This is a genomic window from Rhizobium sp. BK418 (assembly GCF_004341105.1).
Classification (GTDB): domain Bacteria; phylum Pseudomonadota; class Alphaproteobacteria; order Rhizobiales; family Rhizobiaceae; genus Rhizobium.
Window position 1 is genome coordinate 165287 of the sequence record NZ_SLZK01000005.1, and the last position, 21105, is coordinate 186391.

Annotated in this window: 22 protein-coding genes and 1 pseudogene; 9 read left to right on the forward strand and 14 right to left on the reverse strand. The window is 59.0% G+C overall.

Annotated features, from left to right (window positions below; genetic code table 11):
- Positions 1 to 62 precede the first annotated feature (62 nt).
- Complete coding sequence (locus EV281_RS20665) at positions 63 to 2153, reverse strand: M3 family metallopeptidase (RefSeq protein ID WP_132655750.1); 2091 nt, start codon at positions 2151 to 2153, stop codon at positions 63 to 65.
- Between the two features lie 205 nt (positions 2154 to 2358).
- Here EV281_RS20665 and EV281_RS20670 point away from each other — a divergent pair, with 205 nt between their 5' ends.
- Positions 2359 to 2805 carry a hypothetical protein gene (locus EV281_RS20670; protein WP_132655752.1) on the forward strand — a complete coding sequence of 149 codons (447 nt, stop codon included), beginning with the start codon at positions 2359 to 2361 and terminating at the stop codon, positions 2803 to 2805.
- Here the strand turns inward: EV281_RS20670 and EV281_RS20675 are convergent, their stop codons facing one another.
- Together EV281_RS20675 and EV281_RS20680 are read right to left on the reverse strand one after the other, a co-directional pair.
- Positions 2806 to 3447: a LysE family translocator gene (locus EV281_RS20675; RefSeq protein ID WP_132655754.1), complete on the reverse strand. Its 642-nt coding sequence runs from the start codon at positions 3445 to 3447 to the stop codon at positions 2806 to 2808. It abuts the gene before it with no gap.
- A 138-nt stretch (positions 3448 to 3585) separates the two neighbouring features.
- The gene (locus EV281_RS20680) at positions 3586 to 4809 is read right to left on the reverse strand and encodes an argininosuccinate synthase (protein ID WP_132655756.1); all 1224 of its coding nucleotides are present in this window, start codon (positions 4807 to 4809) and stop codon (positions 3586 to 3588) included.
- Positions 4810 to 5000: 191 nt separating this feature from the next.
- Here EV281_RS20680 and EV281_RS20685 point away from each other — a divergent pair, with 191 nt between their 5' ends.
- Both EV281_RS20685 and EV281_RS20690 read left to right on the forward strand, forming a co-directional pair.
- Positions 5001 to 5852 carry an SDR family NAD(P)-dependent oxidoreductase gene (locus EV281_RS20685; RefSeq protein ID WP_132655758.1) on the forward strand — a complete coding sequence of 284 codons (852 nt, stop codon included), beginning with the start codon at positions 5001 to 5003 and terminating at the stop codon, positions 5850 to 5852.
- A gap of 85 nt (positions 5853 to 5937) precedes the next feature.
- Positions 5938 to 6579, forward strand: coding sequence for a LysE family translocator (locus EV281_RS20690; RefSeq protein ID WP_132655760.1), 642 nt, complete (start codon positions 5938 to 5940; stop codon positions 6577 to 6579).
- Positions 6580 to 6648: 69 nt separating this feature from the next.
- Here EV281_RS20690 and EV281_RS20695 read toward each other — a convergent pair whose 3' ends face one another.
- The 5 genes from EV281_RS20695 to EV281_RS20715 form a co-directional block, all read right to left on the reverse strand.
- On the reverse strand, positions 6649 to 7443 hold the full coding sequence (locus EV281_RS20695) for an ABC transporter ATP-binding protein (RefSeq protein WP_132655762.1): 795 nt from the start codon (positions 7441 to 7443) through the stop codon (positions 6649 to 6651).
- Positions 7440 to 8318: an ABC transporter permease gene (locus tag EV281_RS20700; protein WP_132655764.1), complete on the reverse strand. Its 879-nt coding sequence runs from the start codon at positions 8316 to 8318 to the stop codon at positions 7440 to 7442. Before EV281_RS20700 ends, EV281_RS20695 begins: the two co-directional genes overlap by 4 nt.
- Before the next feature lie 119 nt (positions 8319 to 8437).
- Entirely contained in the window at positions 8438 to 9391 is a 954-nt protein-coding gene (locus EV281_RS20705; RefSeq protein ID WP_132655766.1) for an ABC transporter substrate-binding protein, read from the reverse strand.
- A 93-nt stretch (positions 9392 to 9484) separates the two neighbouring features.
- Entirely contained in the window at positions 9485 to 10720 is a 1236-nt protein-coding gene (rlmN, locus tag EV281_RS20710; RefSeq protein WP_132655768.1) for a 23S rRNA (adenine(2503)-C(2))-methyltransferase RlmN, read from the reverse strand.
- Between the two features lie 253 nt (positions 10721 to 10973).
- On the reverse strand, positions 10974 to 11489 hold the full coding sequence (locus EV281_RS20715) for an invasion associated locus B family protein (RefSeq protein WP_132655770.1): 516 nt from the start codon (positions 11487 to 11489) through the stop codon (positions 10974 to 10976).
- Positions 11490 to 11828: 339 nt separating this feature from the next.
- Between EV281_RS20715 and EV281_RS31750 the strand changes: the two are divergent.
- Positions 11829 to 12192: pseudogene (locus EV281_RS31750) on the forward strand (sigma factor-like helix-turn-helix DNA-binding protein).
- 94 nt (positions 12193 to 12286) lie between these two features.
- Here EV281_RS31750 and EV281_RS20730 read toward each other — a convergent pair.
- Both EV281_RS20730 and EV281_RS20735 read right to left on the reverse strand, forming a co-directional pair.
- The gene (locus EV281_RS20730) at positions 12287 to 12679 is read right to left on the reverse strand and encodes a YkvA family protein (RefSeq protein WP_132655774.1); all 393 of its coding nucleotides are present in this window, start codon (positions 12677 to 12679) and stop codon (positions 12287 to 12289) included.
- Between the two features lie 63 nt (positions 12680 to 12742).
- A complete protein-coding gene (locus tag EV281_RS20735) occupies positions 12743 to 13048 on the reverse strand; it encodes a 4a-hydroxytetrahydrobiopterin dehydratase (protein WP_132655776.1) in 306 nt (101 codons plus the stop codon).
- A gap of 35 nt (positions 13049 to 13083) precedes the next feature.
- Between EV281_RS20735 and EV281_RS20740 the strand changes: the two genes are divergently transcribed.
- Positions 13084 to 13584, forward strand: coding sequence for a low molecular weight protein-tyrosine-phosphatase (locus EV281_RS20740; protein ID WP_132655778.1), 501 nt, complete (start codon positions 13084 to 13086; stop codon positions 13582 to 13584).
- Here EV281_RS20740 and thpR read toward each other — a convergent pair.
- Both thpR and EV281_RS20750 read right to left on the reverse strand, forming a co-directional pair.
- Positions 13491 to 14084 (reverse strand): RNA 2',3'-cyclic phosphodiesterase, encoded by a 594-nt coding sequence (gene thpR / locus EV281_RS20745; protein ID WP_132655780.1) that lies wholly within the window; start codon positions 14082 to 14084, stop codon positions 13491 to 13493. The two genes, EV281_RS20740 and thpR, sit on opposite strands and share 94 nt — an antisense overlap.
- A 68-nt stretch (positions 14085 to 14152) precedes the next feature.
- The gene (locus EV281_RS20750) at positions 14153 to 14797 is read right to left on the reverse strand and encodes an arylesterase (RefSeq protein ID WP_132655782.1); all 645 of its coding nucleotides are present in this window, start codon (positions 14795 to 14797) and stop codon (positions 14153 to 14155) included.
- A gap of 72 nt (positions 14798 to 14869) precedes the next feature.
- Between EV281_RS20750 and EV281_RS20755 the strand changes: the two genes are divergently transcribed.
- From EV281_RS20755 to EV281_RS20770, 4 genes are all read left to right on the forward strand, one after another.
- Positions 14870 to 15577 (forward strand): ABC transporter ATP-binding protein, encoded by a 708-nt coding sequence (locus EV281_RS20755; protein ID WP_132655784.1) that lies wholly within the window; start codon positions 14870 to 14872, stop codon positions 15575 to 15577.
- On the forward strand, positions 15574 to 18114 hold the full coding sequence (locus EV281_RS20760; RefSeq protein WP_132655786.1) for an ABC transporter permease: 2541 nt from the start codon (positions 15574 to 15576) through the stop codon (positions 18112 to 18114). The genes EV281_RS20755 and EV281_RS20760 overlap by 4 nt, the downstream gene beginning before the upstream one ends.
- 173 nt (positions 18115 to 18287) lie before the next feature.
- Positions 18288 to 19016 carry a Bax inhibitor-1/YccA family protein gene (locus EV281_RS20765; RefSeq protein ID WP_132655788.1) on the forward strand — a complete coding sequence of 243 codons (729 nt, stop codon included), beginning with the start codon at positions 18288 to 18290 and terminating at the stop codon, positions 19014 to 19016.
- A 108-nt stretch (positions 19017 to 19124) separates the two neighbouring features.
- Positions 19125 to 19682 (forward strand): GNAT family N-acetyltransferase, encoded by a 558-nt coding sequence (locus EV281_RS20770; protein WP_132655790.1) that lies wholly within the window; start codon positions 19125 to 19127, stop codon positions 19680 to 19682.
- A 6-nt stretch (positions 19683 to 19688) separates the two neighbouring features.
- On the opposite strand, the gene EV281_RS20775 is transcribed toward EV281_RS20770, so the two are convergent.
- Complete coding sequence (locus EV281_RS20775) at positions 19689 to 20090, reverse strand: DUF2794 domain-containing protein (protein WP_132655792.1); 402 nt, start codon at positions 20088 to 20090, stop codon at positions 19689 to 19691.
- Positions 20091 to 20363: 273 nt separating this feature from the next.
- Positions 20364 to 21104 carry a thioredoxin family protein gene (locus EV281_RS20780; protein ID WP_132655794.1) on the reverse strand — a complete coding sequence of 247 codons (741 nt, stop codon included), beginning with the start codon at positions 21102 to 21104 and terminating at the stop codon, positions 20364 to 20366.
- Position 21105: the final 1 nt, after the last annotated feature.

A 21105-nucleotide genomic window follows, 5' to 3' on the forward strand; every position in this document is an offset into this window, starting at 1 on the left:
GGCACGCGAAAGCTGCGGCGTGGCTGCCACCATGCCGCTTTGCTCTATGTCCTCAAACTGTCTTAAGCGTCGCTGCCTGTCAATTCCTCGAAGGTCGCAAGCCCCTTTTTGACGAGCATCGCATCCGGGCTCGGCAGCTTGCCGCGGAAAGCCTTGTAGGCATCTTCCGGGTCAACGGAGCCGCCGATGGAGTAGATATTGTCGCGAAGCTTCTTCGCCATTTCGCCGTTGAAGGCGTCGCCCGTCTCTTCGAAGGCGGCAAAGGCATCGGCATCCAGCACTTCCGACCACATGTAGGAATAGTAGCCGGCCGAATAGCCGCCAGAGAAGATATGCTGGAAATGCGGCGCTGCGTGGCGCATGACGATCGATTTCGGCATGCCGATCTCCGAGAGCACCTCGGCCTGCACCGCCATCGGATCATCCACCTTGTCGCGCGTATGGAAAGCCATGTCGACCAGCGCCGAGGAGGTGAACTCCACCGTGTTGAAGCCGGAATTGAAGGTGCGGGCGGCAAGCACCTTGTCGAGCAGCGCCTGCGGCATCGGCTCTCCAGTCTCGAAATGCACGGCATATTCCTTAAGGATCGCGGGAACCGTCAGCCAGTGCTCGTAAAGCTGCGACGGCAGCTCCACGAAATCGCGCGAGACGCCCGTGCCAGACACCGAAGGATAGGTGACATTGGACAGCATGCCATGCAGTGCGTGGCCGAATTCATGGAACAACGTGCGCGCATCGTCGAGCGAAAGCAGCGCCGGCTTGCCTTCCGCAGGCTTTGCGAAGTTGCAGACATTGTAGATGATCGGCAGCTCGCCCTGATGGCCGTTCTTCAGCGCCAGCTTGTGCTGTGACTGGAACGAGCTCATCCAGGCGCCCGAACGTTTCGAGCTGCGGGCGAAGTAATCACCGAGGAAGAGCCCAACCAGCCTGTCATCCCGGTCGCGGATCTCGAAGACCCGGACATCGGGATGATAGGCGGCAATCCCCTTCTTCTCGACGGCGCGAATGCCGAACAACCGGCCGGCGACGTCGAAGCAGGCATCGATGATCTTTTCGAGCTGCAGATAGGGCTTCAGTTCCGCTTCTGAGAAATTGAACCGTTGCGCCCGGATTTTCTCGGCATAATGGCGCCAGTCCCAAGGCATGACCTCATGGTTCTTGCCCTCGGCCGCGATCAACCCGGCAATATCAGCTTCTTCCTCATGGGCACGCTTCACCGCCCTAGCCCAGACGGCCCGCAACAAGCCGTTAACGGCTTCGGGCGTCTTTGCCATCGTATTGTCGAGCTTCAATTCCGCAAAATTCTCGTATCCAAGGAGCTTCGCCACTTCATCGCGCAGGGCAAGCGTCTCACGAATGATCCCGCGGTTATCGGTCTCGCCGGCATTTTCACCACGCGCCACCCAGGCCTTGAAGGCTTGTTCGCGAAGATCGCGCCTTTCCGAGAAAGTCAGGAAGGGCTCGATGATGGAGCGCGACAGGGTCACAGCATATTTACCGTCCTCGCCACGTTCACGGGCAGCCGCCGCCATAGCGTCACGCAGGAAATCGGGAATGCCGCCAAGTTCGTCTTCGCTTGAGAGGATCAGCGACCAGTTTTTCTCGTCCGCGAGTACGTTCTGCCCGAAGCTCGTGCTGAGGCCGGCGAGCTTTTCATTGATCGAGGCGAGTTTCTCCTGCTCGGTCTTCGGCAGCTTGGCGCCCGATTTGACAAAACCTTTCCAGTGTCGCTCCAGCACGCGTGTTTGCTCCACGGTCAGGCCGAGACTCTCCCGCTTCTCCCAGAGCGCATCGATGCGTCTGAAGAGATCGGCATTCATGCCGATCTTTGAATAATGCCGCGACATCTTCGGCGAGATCTCCCGCTCCAGCGCCTGAATGACATCGTTGGTGTGGGCACCCGCCCGGTTCCAGAAGAGAGCGGAAACGCGCGAGAGCGCATCGCCGGCGATTTCGAGCGCCACAACCGTATTGTCGAAGGTCGGCTCTTCCTTACTCCCGGCGATCTCATCGATCTCTTTTTCGTGCGAGGCAAGCGCCGCCTCGAAGGCAGCGGCGAAATCATCGTCGGCCACAGCGTCAAAACGCGGCAAACCGTGAAGGCCATTCCAGTTGACAAGTGCCTGATTAAATTGGGAGGGAGAAGAAGACATGTGATAGTCCTTTATGCCGGCAAGTGAATTGATAATATAGGGAGGCGGTCACAGAATTGATATGTGGCTGACTCGGACTTTTGCCCGTCCCGCTAAATCTTGTGGGCAAGAATTGATACATAAAAATTAACCAATCGTTAACGATTGACGCGAATCGGCCCGGGACGCTACTTTCCCCTTGATCTTCAGGTAAGAGGACATGCGCATGGAAATTTTTTCCCTGCGGTCTTCTCAGAGTTTGCTATTCAAAAATAATACGAACAATAACGCAAAAAGTTCGAAGACCGCTGATATTACCGTCGAGCCCAAGCCGACCGTCGCCCAGGGCTCGTTCCAGATCGAAGATTTTGATAACCGCCAGGCGATCGATTTCACAGCCGTGAGTGCGGGTGAATTGCGCAGCTATGCGCGCCAAAGGCTCGACAGCGGCTTGATCGACCAGAATACATTTGCCGCAATATCCGAGCCGTTGCCCATGCATGCTATCGATCCACGCGGCAACGTCATTGATCTGTCTAATGTCACTGATGGCACAAGCTTCAACTTCCTGGATTATTACAAGAACCAGCTTCAGATAGCCATGTCGATTGGCGATCCGAATGAGGTTCAGACGCTGAAATCGGTCGTCGGTTTCCTTGTCAGCGAGGCCTGATCAGGCCCTGCGCCAGCCAAGCAGGCCGGGTGTGGCGTGCCAAAGCGCCTGCACGGCAAAGCCCATAAAGAGCACACCCGAGCAGCGCACGATCAACCGCTCATGAGCGCGATAGAAACGGCGCACGACACCGGCGCCGATAATGCCGATCAGGATGATATCAGCGGTGATGAAGCCGACGAAGGAGACGCTGAGCAGCATCGGCAGGGCCTCGAAATCGAGCGCATTTGCCGATCCCGCAACTAGCGCCGTGAAGGTGGCGAGCGCCACCGGATAGCCCTTTGGATTGGTGACACCGAAAATCAGTCCGCGCCGGAACGGCCGTTCCACAACGAGCAGCGCCTGCCCATTAGCCTTCGGCTTGGCGTTGACGGCGCTCCAGCCGATCCAGGCGAGATAGAAACCGCAGGCAAGCCCGAGCAGATCGAAGACAAACGTGCCGATCGTTCGGGCGCCGACAATCGCAACCAGCGCCAGTCCCGACCAGACGAGATCGCCGACGAGATGGCCCATCATGAAAAAGGCGCCTGCCTTGCGCCCCTGCCCGGCACCGATGCCGAGAAGCTGCAGGAAGGCCGGACCGGGAATGAGCACATAGAAAAGCGCCGCCAGAAAGGCGCCGAGAAGCAGGGACTGCGGCATGAAAAGGCTCCGGTGGTGACAACTGCAGCTTATGCCATGCCCTTGCCCCGTCAAGCCATCCGTCGACGGTGCATCAACGGCAAAGAAAAAGCCCGCGCGACAGAGCCGGCAGGCTTTTCGGGATCGGTCTGAGGCGGCTTACTTCTTCAGGTTACGCTTGCCGAGCGTGCGCAGACGCAGCGCGTTGAGCTTGATGAAGCCGGCGGCATCCTTCTGGTCATAGGCGCCCTGATCGTCTTCGAAGGTGACGAGCTTGTCGGAATAGAGTGACTTTTCGCTCTCGCGGCCGACGACCATGACATTGCCCTTGTAGAGTTTCAGCGTCACTTCGCCTTCGACATGCTCTTGGCTCTTGTCGATCAGAGCCTGCAGCATTTCGCGCTCCGGCGAGAACCAGAAGCCGTAATAGATGAGCTCGGCGTAACGCGGCATCAGCTCATCCTTCAGATGAGCTGCGCCACGATCGAGGGTGATCGACTCGATGGCGCGATGCGCAGCAAGCAGGATCGTGCCTCCAGGCGTTTCATAGACACCGCGCGACTTCATGCCGACGAAACGGTTCTCGACGAGATCGAGGCGACCAATGCCATTGTCGCGGCCGTAATTGTTGAGTGTTGCGAGCAGCGTCGCCGGAGACATCTCGACACCGTTGATCGAGACGGCATCACCCTTCCGGAAACCAACCTTGATGATGGTCGCCTTGTCGGGAGCGGCTTCCGGCGAGATGGTGCGCATATGCACATATTCGGGCGCTTCCTGCGCCGGATCTTCCAGAACCTTACCCTCGGAAGAAGAGTGCAGCAGGTTGGCATCAACAGAGAAAGGAGCTTCGCCCTTCTTGTCCTTTGCGACCGGGATCTGATGTTTCTCCGCAAATTCGAGCAGGTCGGTACGGCTCTTGAAGGACCAGTCGCGCCATGGAGCGATGATCTTGATATCAGGATTCAGCGCATAGGCCGAAAGCTCGAAACGAACCTGGTCATTGCCCTTGCCGGTCGCGCCGTGGGCGATCGCATCCGCGCCGGTTTTCCGGGCAATATCGATGAGATGCTTGGAAATCAGCGGCCGGGCAATCGAGGTGCCGAGCAGGTAGACGCCCTCATAGACGGCATTGGCGCGGAACATCGGGAAGACGAAATCGCGCACGAATTCTTCGCGCACGTCCTCGATATAGATCTCCTTGATGCCGAGCATCTCGGCCTTCTTTCGCGCCGGCTCCAGCTCTTCACCCTGGCCGAGATCGGCCGTGAAGGTGACGACTTCAGCGCCGAGTTCGGTCTGCAGCCACTTCAGGATGATCGAGGTATCGAGACCGCCTGAATAGGCGAGCACGACTTTCTTCACGTCTTTGTATGATGCCATGGTGATGAGGTCCGTTACATGAAGGCCGGCGGCAAACCCGCAAGGCCCGGTATCGCGGCACTTTTAGCGAGATTGACGCATGAAGCAAGGGCAACGAGGCAGGCAACGGTATCTCGATAAGGTTTGACAGCGCAAAAGCAGAGCCCATATTCGGCATCGTCCGAACAATGCTCCGAGGAGAGGCCAGTCCCGTGACGAATATTCAAGACATTTTCAAGCAATCCAATGTTGCCGTCGTCACCGGCGGTGCTTCCGGTATCGGCCTTGCTGCCGCAAAGCATTTCGCCAGGGCCGGCATGAGCGTCGTCATTGCCGATCTCCGCGGCGAGAAGCTCGCAAACGCCCGCGCCGAGCTTGAGGCCATCGCTGGCCAGGAACACGTCATGGCCGTCGAGACAGATGTATCGCAGAAAGAGCAAATCGAAGCCCTTGAGCGCGCTGTCATCCAGCGGTTCGGCCGCGTACACGTGCTGATGAACAATGCCGGCATCGGCTCGGAAACCTCGATCTTCAGCGCGCAGGCCAACTGGGACAATATTCTCGCCGTCAACCTCCTCGGTGTCATCAACGGCACACGCGTCTTCGGTCCCGGCATGATCGCCCATAACGAACCCGGCCTCATCATCAATACCGGCTCCAAGCAGGGCATCACGACACCGCCCGGCAATCCCGCCTACAATATCTCGAAAGCTGGCGTGAAGGTTTTCACCGAGGCGCTCGAACATGAACTGCGTAACACTGCGGGCGCAGGCATTTCCGCGCATCTGCTAATCCCTGGTTTTGTCTTCACCGGCCTCACCAAGGGCGACCGCAGCGAAAAACCCGCTGGTGCATGGACGCCGGAACAGACGGTCGATTTCATGGTCGAAAGCCTTGAGCGCGGCGATTTCTATATCCTCTGCCCTGACAATGACGTCGCCCGCCCTGTCGACGAGCGCCGCATGGCCTGGGCGGTGGGCGATATCATCGAGAACCGGCCGCCACTGTCGCGCTGGCACAAGGACTATGCCGATAAGTTCAAGGCCTTCCTCGAACAGAAGTAAACGGCGCCATCACAAGGTTTGATTGGTAATTTTCTGAAAGCCGGATAAGAGATCATCAGATCTTTTCCGGCTTTCAGAGTAGACCATGGATTTTCTGCCGAGCTTTCCGACGCTTGTCGCCTTTGCCGCCGCCACGCTGCTGCTGGCAGCAACCCCCGGCCCTGACATGACGCTGTCGATCAGCCGCGCGCTCGCGCAGGGCAAGAAAGCTGCGCTCTTTGTAGTGCTCGGCACCAGCCTCGGCATCGTCGTGCATACGATGCTGGTCGCCTTCGGCATCTCGGCGCTGATTACCGCCTCGCCGACCGCCTTCCTGATCCTAAAGACCGGCGGCGCCGCCTACCTCTTCTGGCTCGCCGTTCAGGCAATCCGCTTCGGCTCGAAGTTGACGGTCGCCAAGGTCGAGGGTCCGAAAGGCACGATCTTTTCGAACATTTCCTCGGGCTTCTGGGTCAATCTCTTGAACCCGAAGGTCATCATCTTCTTCATGACCTTCCTGCCGCAGTTCGTCAGCGCCAACGATCCGGCAGTCACGCACAAGCTGCTGTTCCTCGGCGTCTGCTTCATCCTGATCGGCATGCCGGTCAATGCGACCGTCGTCATGGCCGCCGACTGGCTGTCGAGCTGGCTGCAGAACAACAGGAAGGTGCTGCGCGGAATGGATTATACCTTCGCCGGCGTTTTCTCGGTCTTCGCTGCCAAGATCCTGCTAACCCAAGCCCGCTGACGTGTCGCTTGCGGCGGCACGCGCAAAGGCTTGAAAGTGTCGCGAATCCTGAAGATCGCGACAGTTTAATCAACCGATCAGCAGCGCATCGTCATCAAGCGTCTGTCCGCGCATCTTGCGGAACATGGCGATCAGATCTTCGACCTGCAGGTTCTTCCTGTTATCGCCTGCGACATCGAGAACGATCTCGCCGCCATGCAGCATGATCGTACGGTGACCGTAATCCAGCGCCTGGCGCATAGAGTGGGTGACCATCATGGTGGTCAGCTTGCGCTCCGACACGATCTTCTGGGTAAGGTTCATGACGAATTCGGCCATGCCCGGATCGAGTGCTGCCGTATGCTCGTCGAGCAGCAACACTTCAGAACCCGCAAGCGTCGCCATGACCAGCGAAACAGCCTGTCGCTGCCCGCCGGACAAAAGGTCCATGCGATCTTTCAGCCGGTTTTCCAGCCCGAGATTGAGTTCGGCGAGCCGCTCCTTGAAATAGCCGCGCCTGCTGCCGCCGAGCGCAGAGCCGAGCCCGCGCTTTTCACCACGTCGGGCAGCCAGCGCGAGGTTTTCCTCGATCGACAGTGCACCGCAGCTTCCGGTCAGCGGGTCCTGAAACACGCGCGCAACCATGCCGGCTCGCTTCGCCGTCGACTTGCGCGTCACGTCGGTCTTCCCGATCAGTACCGAGCCCTCGCTCGGCATGACATCGCCGGCAAGTACGCCAAGCAATGTCGATTTGCCGGCGCCGTTGGAGCCGATGACGGTAACGAAGGAACCTTGCTCGATGGTGAGGCTGACGCCGTTCAGCGCCTGCTTCTGCAGCGGCGTGCCACGCCCGAAGACGACTTTGATGTCCTTGACGCTGATCATGATGTGGCACCTCCGCGAAGGCGGGGAAGAATGAGTGCGACAGTCACGAGAACCGCCGTTACGATATTGAGGTCGGAAGCCTGCAGGCCGATCACGTCACTCGAAAGCGCAAGCTGGATGGCGATACGGTAGATGATCGAACCGAACACGCATCCGACAAGCGCAATCAGCAGCCCGCGGCGGCCGAGAAGCGTCTCACCGATGATGACGGCGGCAAGTCCGACGACAATCGTGCCGACACCCGAGGTCACGTCAGCAAAACCATTGGTCTGCGCAAAGAGTGCACCGCCAAGCGCCACCAACGCATTGGAAATCGCCATGCCAAGATAAATCTGCCGGCTGGTATCGACACCCTGGGCTCGAGCCATGCGGGCATTGGCGCCCGTCGCGCGCATCGCAAGTCCGGCATCGCTTTCAAGGAAGCGCCAGACGACGATGACGGCAATGACAACCAGAACGCCGACGAAGAGCGGCCGCACGTAGAAATCCCTGAGCCCGTGGCCGAAGAAGGGGCTGATCATTGTATCTGCGTTGATGAGCGCGACATTCGGCTTGCCCATCACGCGTAGATTGACGGAAAAGAGCGCGATCATCGTCAGGATCGAGGCGAGCAGGTTCAGGATCTTGAAGCGCACATTGAGGAGCGCCGTCACCATGCCGGCCGCAGAACCCGCCGCCATCGCAATCAGAGCCGCAAGCCAAGCGTTGACACCGGCGATAATCAGCACCGCAGTCACGGCAGCACCGAGCGGAAAGGAACCGTCCACCGTCAGATCAGGAAAATCGAGGACGCGAAAGGCAAGATAAACGCCGAGAGCGACGAAGGAATAGACCAGGCCGAGCTCGACGGCCCCCCAGAATGCGATTTGGCTCAAGGCTTTCTGCCCCTTTTGTTTCCGTTCCGCCCGTCGCGAAACCGGAGCCTTGTAATATAAACAGCCGCCCCCGTGCAAACGGGAGCGGCTGAATGTGAATAAGTTGATGGGTCAGTCGATTATTCAATGACCTTGTTGGCGCGCGAAAGCACGCTCTGCGGCAGGGTGACGCCCATCTTGGCAGCAGCAGACTTGTTGATCACGAGGTCGCTGCCGGCTGCCGTCTTGACGGCAATATCACCCGGGTTCTCGCCCTTCAGCACGCGCACGACGATTTCACCCGTCTGCTTGCCGACATCATAGTAGTTGAAGCCGAGGGCTGCGATCGAGCCGCGCGAAACGGAATCCGTGTCGGCCGTGAAGAGCGGCAGCTTGCTTTCTTCGGCAACGGCAACGGCGCCTTCGAGCGCGGAGATGATCGTGTTGTCGGTTGGAATGTAGATCGCATCGGCGCGGCCGACGAGCGCACGGGCGGCACCCTGTACCTCAGCGGACTTGGTTGCAGCCGATTCAACGACGGTGACGCCGGCCTTCGCGGCTTCGGCCTTCAGCGCCGCCAGCAGCGAGACCGAGTTGGCCTCACCGGAATTGTAGAGGTAGCCGATCGTCTTCACGTTCGGCAGGATTTCCTTGATGAGCGCAATATGCTCGCCGACCGGCGACATGTCGGAAAGGCCGGTCACATTGCCGCCAGGCTTGTCCATGTTCTTCACGAGCTGCGCGCCGAGCGGATCAGATACGGCGGTGAAGACAACAGGAATATCGCGTGTCGCAGAAACGACGGCCTGGGCGGACGGCGTGGAAATCGGCACGATGACATTGGGCTCATCGCCGGCGAACTGGCGGGCGATCTGCGCTGCCGTTGCGGGATTGCCCTGCGCGGATTCGAAAACGAACTTGAGGTTTTCGCCCTCCTTGTAACCGGCCGCAGCCAGCGCATCGCGCACTCCGTTGCGAGCCGCATCGAGCGCCGGATGTTCGACGATCGCGGTTACGGCGACGGTGACGTTATCGGCCTTCGCTGGCAGCGTCAGAGCCAAAGTTGCGGCAAAAGCCAGAAGAATTGAGCGCATGAGTGTCCTCCAGGATGATTTTTGAGGCACTTTTAGGAAAAGTAACCCCGATAATCAATCGCGGAGAATTGTAATGATGATCAAACTTGCTGATCAGTCGTCAGCGCCGTGATTGGCGATCATCATCGCCTCGAAGGCGAGACGTTCGGTCTTGCGCATGCGCTCGGATTCCGACTTGAGCTGACCACAGGCCGCCAGAATGTCGCGGCCACGCGGCGTACGGATAGGCGAAGCGTAACCTGCCGAATTGATGAAATCCGCGAATTTCTCGATCTGTGCCCAGTCGGAGCACTGATAGTTGGTGCCCGGCCACGGGTTGAAGGGAATGAGGTTGATCTTTGCCGGTACGCCCTTCAGAAGCTGGATCAGCCCCTTTGCGTCTTCCAGGCTGTCATTGACGTCCTTCAGCATCACATATTCAAAGGTGATACGACGTGCGTTCGACAGCCCCGGATAGTTCCGGCAGGCTTCGATCAGCTCCTTCAGCGGATACTTCTTGTTGATCGGCACGAGAATATCGCGCAGGTCGTCGCGCACGGCATGCAGCGAGATCGCCAGCATGACGCCGATTTCTTCACCGGTGCGCAGGATTTCGGGCACGACGCCCGAGGTGGAAAGTGTCACGCGACGCTTGGACAGCGACAGGCCGTCGCCATCCGTGGCGATCAACAGCGCCTGCTTGACCGCATCGAAATTATAGAGCGGCTCCCCCATGCCCATCATCACGATGTTGCTGACCTTGCGGCCTTCGGAAGGCACGACGGCGCCGACAGGCACGTCGCGGTCCGGGAAGTCGCCCAGCCGATCACGCGCGAGCAGAAGCTGGGAGAGGATTTCCTCGGCAGTCAGGTTGCGCACCAAGCGCTGGGTGCCCGTGTGACAGAAGGAACAGGTGAGCGTGCAGCCGACCTGGCTGGAAATGCAGAGCGTTCCGCGGCCTTCTTCGGGAATATAGACTGCCTCGATCTCGACGGGCCGGCCGGCACCGCGCGGCGGAAACCGCAGCAGCCACTTGCGCGTGCCATCATTGGAAATCTGCTCTTCGACGATTTCAGGCCGGGCAATGGTAAAATGCTGCTTCAGCATTTCACGCATGTCCTTGGCGACATTCGTCATATGATCGAAGTCGGAGACGCCGCGCACATAGATCCAGTTCCAGAGCTGCGAGACGCGCATCTTTATCTGCTTGTCCGGCACGCCCTTTTCGCGCAGCGCCGCACCCATCTCCTCGCGCGTCAGTCCGATCAGCGAGGGTTTGGGCGAAAGGTCAGTGCCGAGAGGCGTCAGCCCGGCGGGCTTGGCAACGGTCATCGCATCCATAACGGACATAATCTTCTAATCCCGAACTCAACATGGCAACTATCCCGGAAAGCCGGAAGACTTACGGGCCGATGACGCATGATTGCAGAAATGAATGGGCGGAGCGGCGATGAAATCGCCATCCTTCCGCAGTTGCGCGCCGCTTTAGCATCATTTTCCCTCCACGTCACTAGACCTGCGTCAGGAGATGGAGGTGTCCCATAGATGGAAACGACGAAGGCCGGCGCAAGGCCGGCCTTCAAACATTGCTGCAGCAATCAGCTTACTTGCAGCTTTCGATCTGCTTCAGTGCGGCCGAAATACCTGAGAGCGAATAGCTGTAGGAGGTGCCGGTACCCTTGCGCGACGTCGCGTTGACGGTCATCGAATGACCGGTCTTCATGGCAGCGACGAGCGCCGGCTCCTGCGCGGCGTTTTCAACCCAGGCTGCCTTGTCCTTGGTGAACATCACGAAAGTCTTGTTATCGATGACAACATTCACCTTGGAGTTTTCCTGCAGCGAATAGCCCATCATCGCCTGCGGCTCGTAGGAGATGTTCTGGCCGGGGCGCTGCGACACGATGAAGAAATTGTCGCCGTGGTCGACGCTCGCCGGCTGCTTGGCAGTCGGCACCGAAAGCACGTAGCAGACGGTGGAGGCGCCGGACTTGTAGGAATAGGCGCCCCATGCCTGGAACTGCTGGATGCGGGTCGGTGCTGCTGCCGCCTGCTGCGCTGCCGCCACTCCGGTCATAGTAACTGTGAGGGCGAGAGCGGATACGATACTTTTTACGAACATGGAATTCCTGCCGGTTCTTGCGGTTCAAGGCCCGAAGCGATCATTGCGGGCGGCGCATAATCACGATCTGCTTTATTTTGACTTAATTCAGGTTACCAAATGGTCAACAATAGCTGCGAATTGTATCTGCCTGTTTCATTTTCGCCCGACTGTCAACTTTCGAACCCGACAGCAGCGCGAGTGACACGCTCTGTCGCGCAATGGGCTGAGCCATCGCTTGGGGTGAATTTAAGACACAAAGATTCAGGCAAGAGTTTGACCTTTCTCAAATCCGTTGCTCCTGATTAAGGTGCGGAAATTCAGGACGAAATCTGTGTCGTAGGGAGTGCGTGAAGTGACATGGATGCCGAGGAAAGACAGCGTTCGCCGCCCTCGCAAAGGCCGCCGCCGAACAGCGCGATGAGGCCGCATCTCCATTCTCTTCGACTATTTCGCACCGCGCCTGATGTCATGGCTGATGCGCCGGAAAATGACGTCGGGCGAGGCCGAGGAACCGGTCCAACGATCACCGTGACGCATAGGTGCGCGAGGCCGTCAGCCAATTGCTTGGGGAGCAGTGGGCGCTGCTCCAGGCTGCCTTCTTCCTCGGCCATCGCATTCCGAAATCGCCGACGCGGCCAGTCTGCCGCTGGGCGCGGTGAAGTCGCGTATCAGGCTCGCCTTCGGCAAGCTGAGAAGCTTGTTGGAGCGGGAGGAGGTCTAGGCGGATGTCGCGCGAAGGGTGCTTTGTGATAACGACGTTGCGTAAAGCACCGATCTAAAGCACGAGAAGTGAGTCTGAAAGATCGCGACACGCTTTAGATCGTCTTCATGCCCTCTTCGGAACGGTCTTCAAGAATACGGTCAGCAGCCTCGTAGTGGCTTGGCCGGATATTGCCTCTCACCATGGCGAAAGCTGCCGACAACACGGCGATATCGTCAGAGAAGCCGATCACCGCGAAGATATCCGGGATAAGGTCGGCTGGCATGACGAAATAGGCAAGGGCCGCCAGAAGGACACCGCGCACCCGGACGGGCGTCTGCGGATCGAGGGCGCAATAGAAGCCAGCAACCACGTCGCGAGAAAATGGAATCTGCCGCACGGCACGGCGAAATGTCGGCCAGAACTTCTCCCGGACCGTCTTCTCGCGGCGGCTCTGCGTATCCTCGTCGCCTGGCAACAGGATTTCTCCGTACTTGACCTCGTCCATCCCGATATCCCTTGTGGTCGCTTCGAACATATGGTGACGGCCGAAGCCGATTCAATCGGACTTTCAACCAACCCGCCGTGCTGCGGCCTTATCCATGGCCTTGGCGAATTTGAAATCCAGCTCCGTCAACCCGCCGGCATCATGCGTGTTGAGCTTCACCTCAACGCGGGAATAGACATTGAACCATTCCGGATGATGGTTGAGCTTCTCGGCGGCAAGCGCCGATTCCGCCATAAAACCGAAAGCTTCTACAAAATTCGCGAACTTGAATGTTTTGGAAATCGAGCTTGCTGCACCGTCAAGCGTCCAGCCATCGAGGTCACCCAGCAATTGGTCGATTACCGATCTTTCCAGTTTTTCCATTTTCATGCCATGGTCCTTTCATCCTTCCGCAAGGCTCGGAGATGAAACGTATCAGCCTCCTTTTTGTTTGCATGGGCAATATCTGCCGCTCTCCGCTTGCCGAGGGAATACTCGACCATATTGCGAGCAAGGCTGGCCTTGGCGATGCCTTCCGCATCGATTCCGCTGGTCTCGGCGGCTGGCATCAGGGAGAGCTGCCCGACCGACGCTCGATCGCCACCGCAAGCGCCCATGGCATCGATATTGCCGGGCAGCGCGCGCGGAAGATATTGCCTGAAGATTTTGACGATTTCGATCTGATCCTCGCCATGGACTATTCGAATGTCGTGGAATTACGTCGGCGAGCGCCGCACGCAAACAACATCCATCTCTTCGGCGATTTCGCGCTCGCCACCGGCGAAGATATTCCCGATCCCTATTATGGCGATCGGGAAGACTTCGAGTTCGTTTACGCGAGGCTCTTCAGTGGCTGCAGCACACTGGTCGAAAGGCTCGGCGCCGTTAGCGGCTCGTGGAGCGGGAAGACCTCCTCGGTGAGGTAGGGTCCGCCGCCGACCGACTCGCGCGACGACAGAAGCACGAAGCGCGGCACAGTGAAGGTCGAGGTCTGAAAGTTGCCGCGGCCAGCAAGGTAATGGACGACATCGTCGACGCGAGAATATTTCAGCCGGGCCAGCGTGACATGCGGCGTGAACTTGCGCGGATCCGGTGGCAGGCCGATGCGCTGGCAGATCCGCTCGATCTCGCCCTGCAGGGCATACATTTCTGGCGAGGGAGAAACTCCCGCCCAGATCGAATGCGGTTTCTTGGAGCCGAAGGAGCCGATGCCTTCGAGCCGGAGCTGAAATTCCGGCCGGTCGATGCGATCGAGACGCTCGACGATTTCGTCGGCCGTGCGTCCATCGACGTCGCCGATAAAGCGAAGTGTTATGTGGTAATTCTCCACATCGATCCATCGTGCTCCGGGAAGACCACCGCGTAACAATGATAGGCTCATCGCCGCATTGCGCGGAATTTCGAGGGCGGTAAACAGTCTCGGCATAACGAGCACTCCCCGAATCTTTTGCAGGTGCTCACACGGAATCACGCATTACAAACCTGTGCAAGCCCCTATTTCTTCAAAGAAGAAATCGTGTCGACGAATTTTGTGACAGCAGGCGCCATTTTCTCCACCATCACATCCACGCCCTTGGAATTGGGATGCATGCCATCATCGAGCTTCAGACCGGCGTCGAGGACCACGCCATCAAGGAAAAATGGATAGAGTTCAACTCCGTGTTTTTCCGCAAGTTGCTGGTAGATCGGGTTGAAGCGTTCGGCATAATCCGCACCCATATTCGGTGGCGCCATCATGCCGGCGAGCAGCACCGCGATGCCGCGCTCCTTTAACCGGCTTATCATCTGGTCGAGATTTTTTTCACTCTGCTCCGGTGGGATGCCGCGAAGAGCATCATTGGCGCCGAGTTCGAGAATCACGCCGTCGGTTCCGTCGGGAATGGACCAGTCGATTCGCGCAAGTCCGCCCGTGGTCGTGTCACCCGAGACACCGGCATTGGTGATCGAGACATCGATCCCATTGGCCTTCAACGCAGTCTGCAGCTTTTCAGGAAAGCCTTCGCCTGGCGGCAGCTGGTAGCCTGCCATCAGGCTGTCGCCGAAACCGACCAGAGTGATCGTCCGTGCTTCGGCAAAAGTCGAGAAAATCAGGGAGAAGACGATGACAGCGAAGTGAAGGGCGGCAACTTTAAATCTCATAATGCTTTCCCTAGATTGGCTAGGTGCCGTTATACGGCCATTCGGTTAGGGAACTATATAGGGCGATTTCTGTTGGCCAAAACCATCATCGATCTGAAACACGCCGATTTGACGCTTGGCAATGCCGCCGCCTCGGTCCACGTGCTGAAAGGCATCGATCTGGAGATCAGCGCCGGTGAATCCGTCGGTATCGTCGGTCCCTCGGGCTCCGGCAAATCGACGCTGCTGATGGTGCTTGCGGGCCTCGAAAAGCTCGACAGCGGCGAGATCAATATCAACGGCACGCCCCTGCATGCGCTGAGCGAGGATCAGGTTGCCGATTTTCGCGGCCGCAACATTGGCATCGTTTTCCAGTCCTTCCACCTGATCGCCAATATGACGGCGCTGGAAAATGTCGCAGTCCCCCTCGAGCTCGCCAATATTCCTAATCCCTTTGAGATCGCCCAGCGCGAATTGATATCCGTCGGCCTTGGCGAGCGTCTGAAGCACTATCCCGGCCAGCTCTCCGGCGGCGAACAGCAGCGCGTGGCAATCGCCCGTGCGCTCGCCCCTTCGCCTGCCCTGCTGATTGCCGATGAGCCGACCGGTAATCTCGATACCGATACCGGCCGGCAGATCGCCGACCTCCTGTTTTCCAAGCAAGCAGAACGCGGCATGACCCTGCTTCTCGTGACCCACGATATCGGCCTTGCCAATCGCTGCTCACGCCAGATCCGTGTCCGCTCCGGCCGCATCGAAGGCGATAGCGCCGTCCGCCAATCCGAGGCGGCGATTGCATGATCGTCACCCCGCGCATCTCGCTCGCCTTCCGTCTGGCCCTGCGCGAGCTGCGCGGCGGCCTCAGAGGCTTCTACATCTTCCTCGCATGTATCGCGCTCGGAACCGCGGCAATCGCGGCCGTCAATTCGGTATCGCAGTCGATTACCGATACGATCGCTTCGCAGGGACAGGAGCTTCTGGCCGGTGATGTCCGCTTCGAGCTCAACAACCGCGAAGCAACGCCGGAGGAGATGAATTTCCTCCGCGGCCTCGGCGAGGTCTCGGTTTCCACTGGCCTGCGCTCGATGGCCCGCAAGCCCGATGGTTCGGACCAGGCGCTGGTCGAGGTTAAGGCCGTCGACGATGCCTATCCGCTCTACGGCACGTTTGAAGCCGAACCGAACTATCCGCTCGCGTCCACGCTTGCCGGCGAAGGCGGCACTTTCGGCGCCGTCATCGCACCGCTGCTTCTGGAACGGCTGGGCCTGCAGATCGGCGACGAGCTTCTGCTCGGCAACGTCAAGCTCAGCATCACCGGCACGGTCAAGACGGAACCGGACGCGCTCTCCGAAGGCTTTGGTTTTGCCCCGCGCATGCTCGTCAGCCAGCGCGCACTTCAGGCATCTGGACTGATTCAGACCGGCAGCCTCGTGGAACATGCCTACAAGGTCAAGCTGGAGGACCGTAGTACCATGGGGGGCATCCAGGCGCGTGCGACCAAGGAATTCCCCTCGGCCGGCTGGTCGATCCGCACCAGCGATCGCGCAGCACCTTCGCTGACGGAAAACATTACCCGCTTCACGCAGTTCCTGACGCTGGTTGGGCTGACTGCGCTGATCGTGGGCGGTGTTGGCGTCGCCAATGCCGTGCGCGCCTTCCTCGATGCCAAGCGCACGACGATCGCGACCTTCAAATGCCTGGGTGCGCCGGCGGCCGTCGTGGTCTGGATCTATCTGTTTCAGATCGCCATCATCGCAACAGGCGGCATCCTGGTCGGCCTCGTGGTTGGCGCCCTATCGCCCATGCTGGCGGCGCAATTTCTCGCCCAATTCCTGCCGGTCTCTACCGATCCGACCCTCTATCCGGGCGCGCTGCTGCTTGCTGCCGTCTTCGGCATGCTGACGACGCTTGCCTTTGCGATTTTGCCGCTTGGCCATGCGCGCGAGGTGCCCGCGACCGCTCTCTTCCGCGAGCAGGGTTTTGAAGCCCGCCAGCTGCCCTCCTGGCCCTACGTTCTGTTGGCGGCGCTCTTCATGGCAGCACTCGCCGGCCTTGCCATTCTGACCGCCTATGACCGCTTCATTGCCGTTGTCTTCGTCGGTGCGATCATATTCGCCTTCGTCATCCTGCGTCTCGTCGCCGCTTTGATCGCCTGGCTGGCGCGCAGGAGCCCGCGTGTCAACTCGCCGGCACTCCGGTTGGCGATCGGCAATATCCATCGCCCCGGCGCGCTGACGCCCTCTGTCGTCCTGTCGCTCGGTCTTGGCCTTGCGCTGCTGGTGACGCTGACGCTGATCGATGGCAACCTGCGCCAGCAACTGACCGGCCGTATGAGTGAAGGCGCACCGAACTTCTTCTTCGTCGATATCCAGAGCACCGAGGTCGACGCCTTCCGCGACCTGATCCACACCCAATCGCCGAACGGCAAGCTGGTGGAAGTGCCGATGCTGCGCGGCCGCATCATCGCCTTCAATGGGCAGGACGTGACGAAGATGGATGTTCCGGCCGCCGGCCGCTGGGTCCTGAACGGCGACCGCGGCATCACCTATGAGGAGAGCCTGCCGGAGAGTTCTGCGCTCGTCGAGGGGCAATGGTGGCCCAAGGATTACAGTGGTGAACCGCTCGTTTCCTTCTCAGCCGAAGAGGCGCGAGAACTCGGTCTGAAGATCGGCGATACCGTCACCGTCAACGTGCTCGGACGTAACATCACCGCCAAGATCGCCAATCTGCGGCGGGTCGAGTGGGAATCGCTGTCGATCAACTTCGTCATGGTTTTCTCGCCGAACACCTTCCGCGGCGCACCGCATGCATGGCTGGCGACACTGACCGATCCCGCCGCGACCGAGGCTGAGGACGCCGCGATCCTGAAATCGGTGACAAATACCTATCCGACGATCACGAGCGTGCGCGTCAAGGACGCGATCGATATTGTCAACCAGCTGGTCGGAGAGCTGGCGACCGCAATCCGCGCTGCCGCCTCCGTCGCCCTCATCGCTTCGGTTCTCGTGCTGTCAGGCGCACTCGCTGCCGGCAATCGGGCGCGTACCCATGATGCGGTGGTGCTGAAAACGCTTGGTGCGACGAGAACCATGCTAATCCGTGCCTTCAGCTACGAATATCTGATCCTCGGCGTTGCGACGGCCATCTTCGCGCTCTTTGCCGGTGGTGTGGCCGCCTGGTTCATCGTCAGCCGCATCATGCACCTACCCTCGAGCTTCATGCCCGATGTTGCGGGCCTTACCCTCGTCACGGCGCTCGTCTTGACCGTCGGCATAGGGCTGATCGGCACCTGGCGCATCCTTGGACAGAAAGCGGCACCTGTTTTGCGCGAACTCTGATGGGTGCGAGGCTCAATTCACCTTACGGCGATTTAACCGAACGGCCGATTGCAAAGGCCTTGTCTGAAAAGGTCGAAAGCCTCATATTGTCAGCAGGCATGCTGAAGCTCCGCAGCGGCGCCCGGGTCGTGAACCCGACACCGTATTTCCATCGGAGCTTGTAAGAGGAAACTATGGCTGATCTTCGTAACTACCAAAGCCGTGCACAAACCGGCGAAGTGATTGATCAAGGCCTCCGCGCTTATATGCTCAAGGTCTACAACCTGATGGCGCTGGGCCTGGCGATCACTGGTTTGGCCGCTTATTTCTCATTCACCTTCGCCGTCCAGGGCAACGAACTCACCCAGTTCGGGGTGATGCTGTACCAGTCTCCCCTGCGTTGGGTCGTGATCCTTGCGCCTCTTGGGGCCGTGTTCTACTTGAGCTTCCGCATTAGCCGCATGAGCGTGGCCGCGGCACAGGCGACCTTCTGGATCTACGCCGCATTGGTCGGTCTGTCCCTGTCGTCGATCTTCCTGATCTACACACAGTCAAGCATCACGCAGACCTTCTTCGTGACGGCCGCATCCTTCGGCGCGTTGTCGCTTTACGGCTACACGACCAAGCGTGACCTGTCGGCGATGGGTTCGTTCCTGATCATGGGCCTCTTCGGCCTGATCATCGCTTCGCTGGTCAACATTTTCCTGGCTTCGTCGGCCCTGCAGTTCGCGGTCTCCGTGATCGGCGTGCTGATCTTCGCAGGCCTCACCGCCTACGATACACAGCGGATCAAGGAGATGTACTATGAAGCAGACGGTTATGACGTCGCGGGCCGCAAGGCCATCATGGGCGCGCTGACGCTCTACCTCGACTTCATCAACCTGTTCATGTTCCTGCTGCAGTTCATGGGTAACCGGAAATAAGCGGCTCACACTGAAACGGAAAAGGCGGCTTCGGCCGCCTTTTTTGTTGCGGCCGGTCTGCTGGAATGCTTCAACGAGAGCTCTTTCAACCGTGCCGATCGATCCGAAATGCCCCCTATTCTGCGCGACGCCGTTCCTTCCGATCTTCCCGCCATTACCGATATCTATCGCGAGTCCGTGCTGAACGGCACGTCCAGCTACGAAATCGTACCACCGACGCAGACGGAAATGGCAGGCCGTTTCTCCGCCATCCGCGAGCAGGGCTACCCTTACATGGCCGCGGTGGACGAGGGCGGAGCCCTGCTCGGCTATGCCTATGCTTCGGCCTTCCGCACGCGGCCGGCCTATCGCTGGCTGGTCGAGGATTCGATCTATCTGGGCACGGAGGCACGCGGGAAGGGCATCGGCAAGCTGTTGCTCGGAGAACTGATCTCCCGCTGCACTGTGTCCGGCTTCCGACAGATGACCGCAGTCATCGGCGGCGCGAGCCCGGCTTCAATCGCGCTTCACCGCTCGCTCGGTTTCGAAGAGATTGGCCTGATGAAGGGCGCCGGCTACAAGCACGGCCGCTGGCTTGATACGATGCTGATGCAGCGGGAACTCGGCGAAGGAACGGAAACCCATCCCGATCCCGAGGCTTATCCCGGCTCGCTGTTCAAGGGGTGAACTTGTCTATTTATCGACGAGTTTCAACGACTTGTCGAAGACCTTCAGCACCGGTGCGAGTTCATGGCCGCGCTTCAGGATCATGCCGTTGATATTCACCACCGAAAAGGCGCCCTGCTTTCCGGCAAGCTTCGGATTCTTCTCGATGCGGAAAAGCGGCATTTCGCCTGAGCGCTTGAAGACGGAGAAGACCGCCTTCTCCTTGGTATGGTCGATGGCATAGTCTTTCCACTCGCCTTCGCCCACCATGCGACCATAGATCCACAGAATCTGGTCGAGTTCCCGCCGATGAAATGTCACCGGCATCGGCTCTTTGTTTTGTCTGTATTCCCTGAGATCAACGACGGTTGAAGAGCTATTGTCGACGGAGCGGCTTTCGCCGTGTCGCAAATCCGGCGTATCTGTCATCAGACTCCCGAGGCCTCCACGTGTGACAGGAGAATGACAGTTTGCCCAAGCCACGGCAAATTGCAAGGGCGCAGAGCATCACACTGGGGACGAAACCGGCTTTCTCCGGTGTGCCGCATTTCAGTCAAAACAGCGCCTCATTTCCAAGAGAACTATAGGTTCCAGTTTGGCGCCAGCGCGCCAAAGGGCCCGGCGGAGCGTATCGACCTTAACCCCAGCCCCGAATACGCTTGGCCGGGCCGCCTCACATTCATCCGTAACCGGATGAAGTTACTAGATATTTTTTCCAGCCATGACGACGGCAGCGCCGAGGATTGCTCCCGGATCGCCGTTCGGCGTCGCAGACTGCAAGAGAATCGCTGATCCCTCCAAATCCGGTTTTTCCATCACACTCGCCGGAAGGGTGAGTGTCGTGGCCTTGCCGTCCCACATGCCGACGGTCTCCACATCGGTCACACTATGGAGGTAGGAAATCTTCTGGCCACTATTTTCGCCCTTCTCGACGTTGATCGTTTTTTCCTTGTCGAAATAGACGATCACGACATTGGCCTTGCCCTGACCGGCGCCAAGTTTGATCTCCAGTTCGTCGCCGCGCATGCGCGCGCTGACGGGCACGATTAGACCTTTGCCTTCACCCGCGTAGCTGTCCAGCTTGCCGTTGATGCCGGCGAGATCGGCGCCTGCAATATGGTCACGGCCGTTGACGATCACCTGTGGTGTATAGACGTTACTGCGGCCCATCATGCGGGCATAACCGTACTGACGCTCGGTATTTTCCTTCGAACTCAGCGTATCGGCCCAGCCGAGATAGTTCCAGTAATCGACGTGATAGGCGAGTGCGATGACATCGCCTTGGCTGACGAGCTTGCGGAATGCGGCATCGGCCGGCGGACAGGAGGCGCAGCCCTGCGACGTAAACAGCTCAACGACGCCTTTCGGCGCGCCGTCTTCGGCCAAGAGCGGACCTGCAAAGGCAAGCCCGGCTACCAGCGGGATCAAAAAACGCGGGGACATT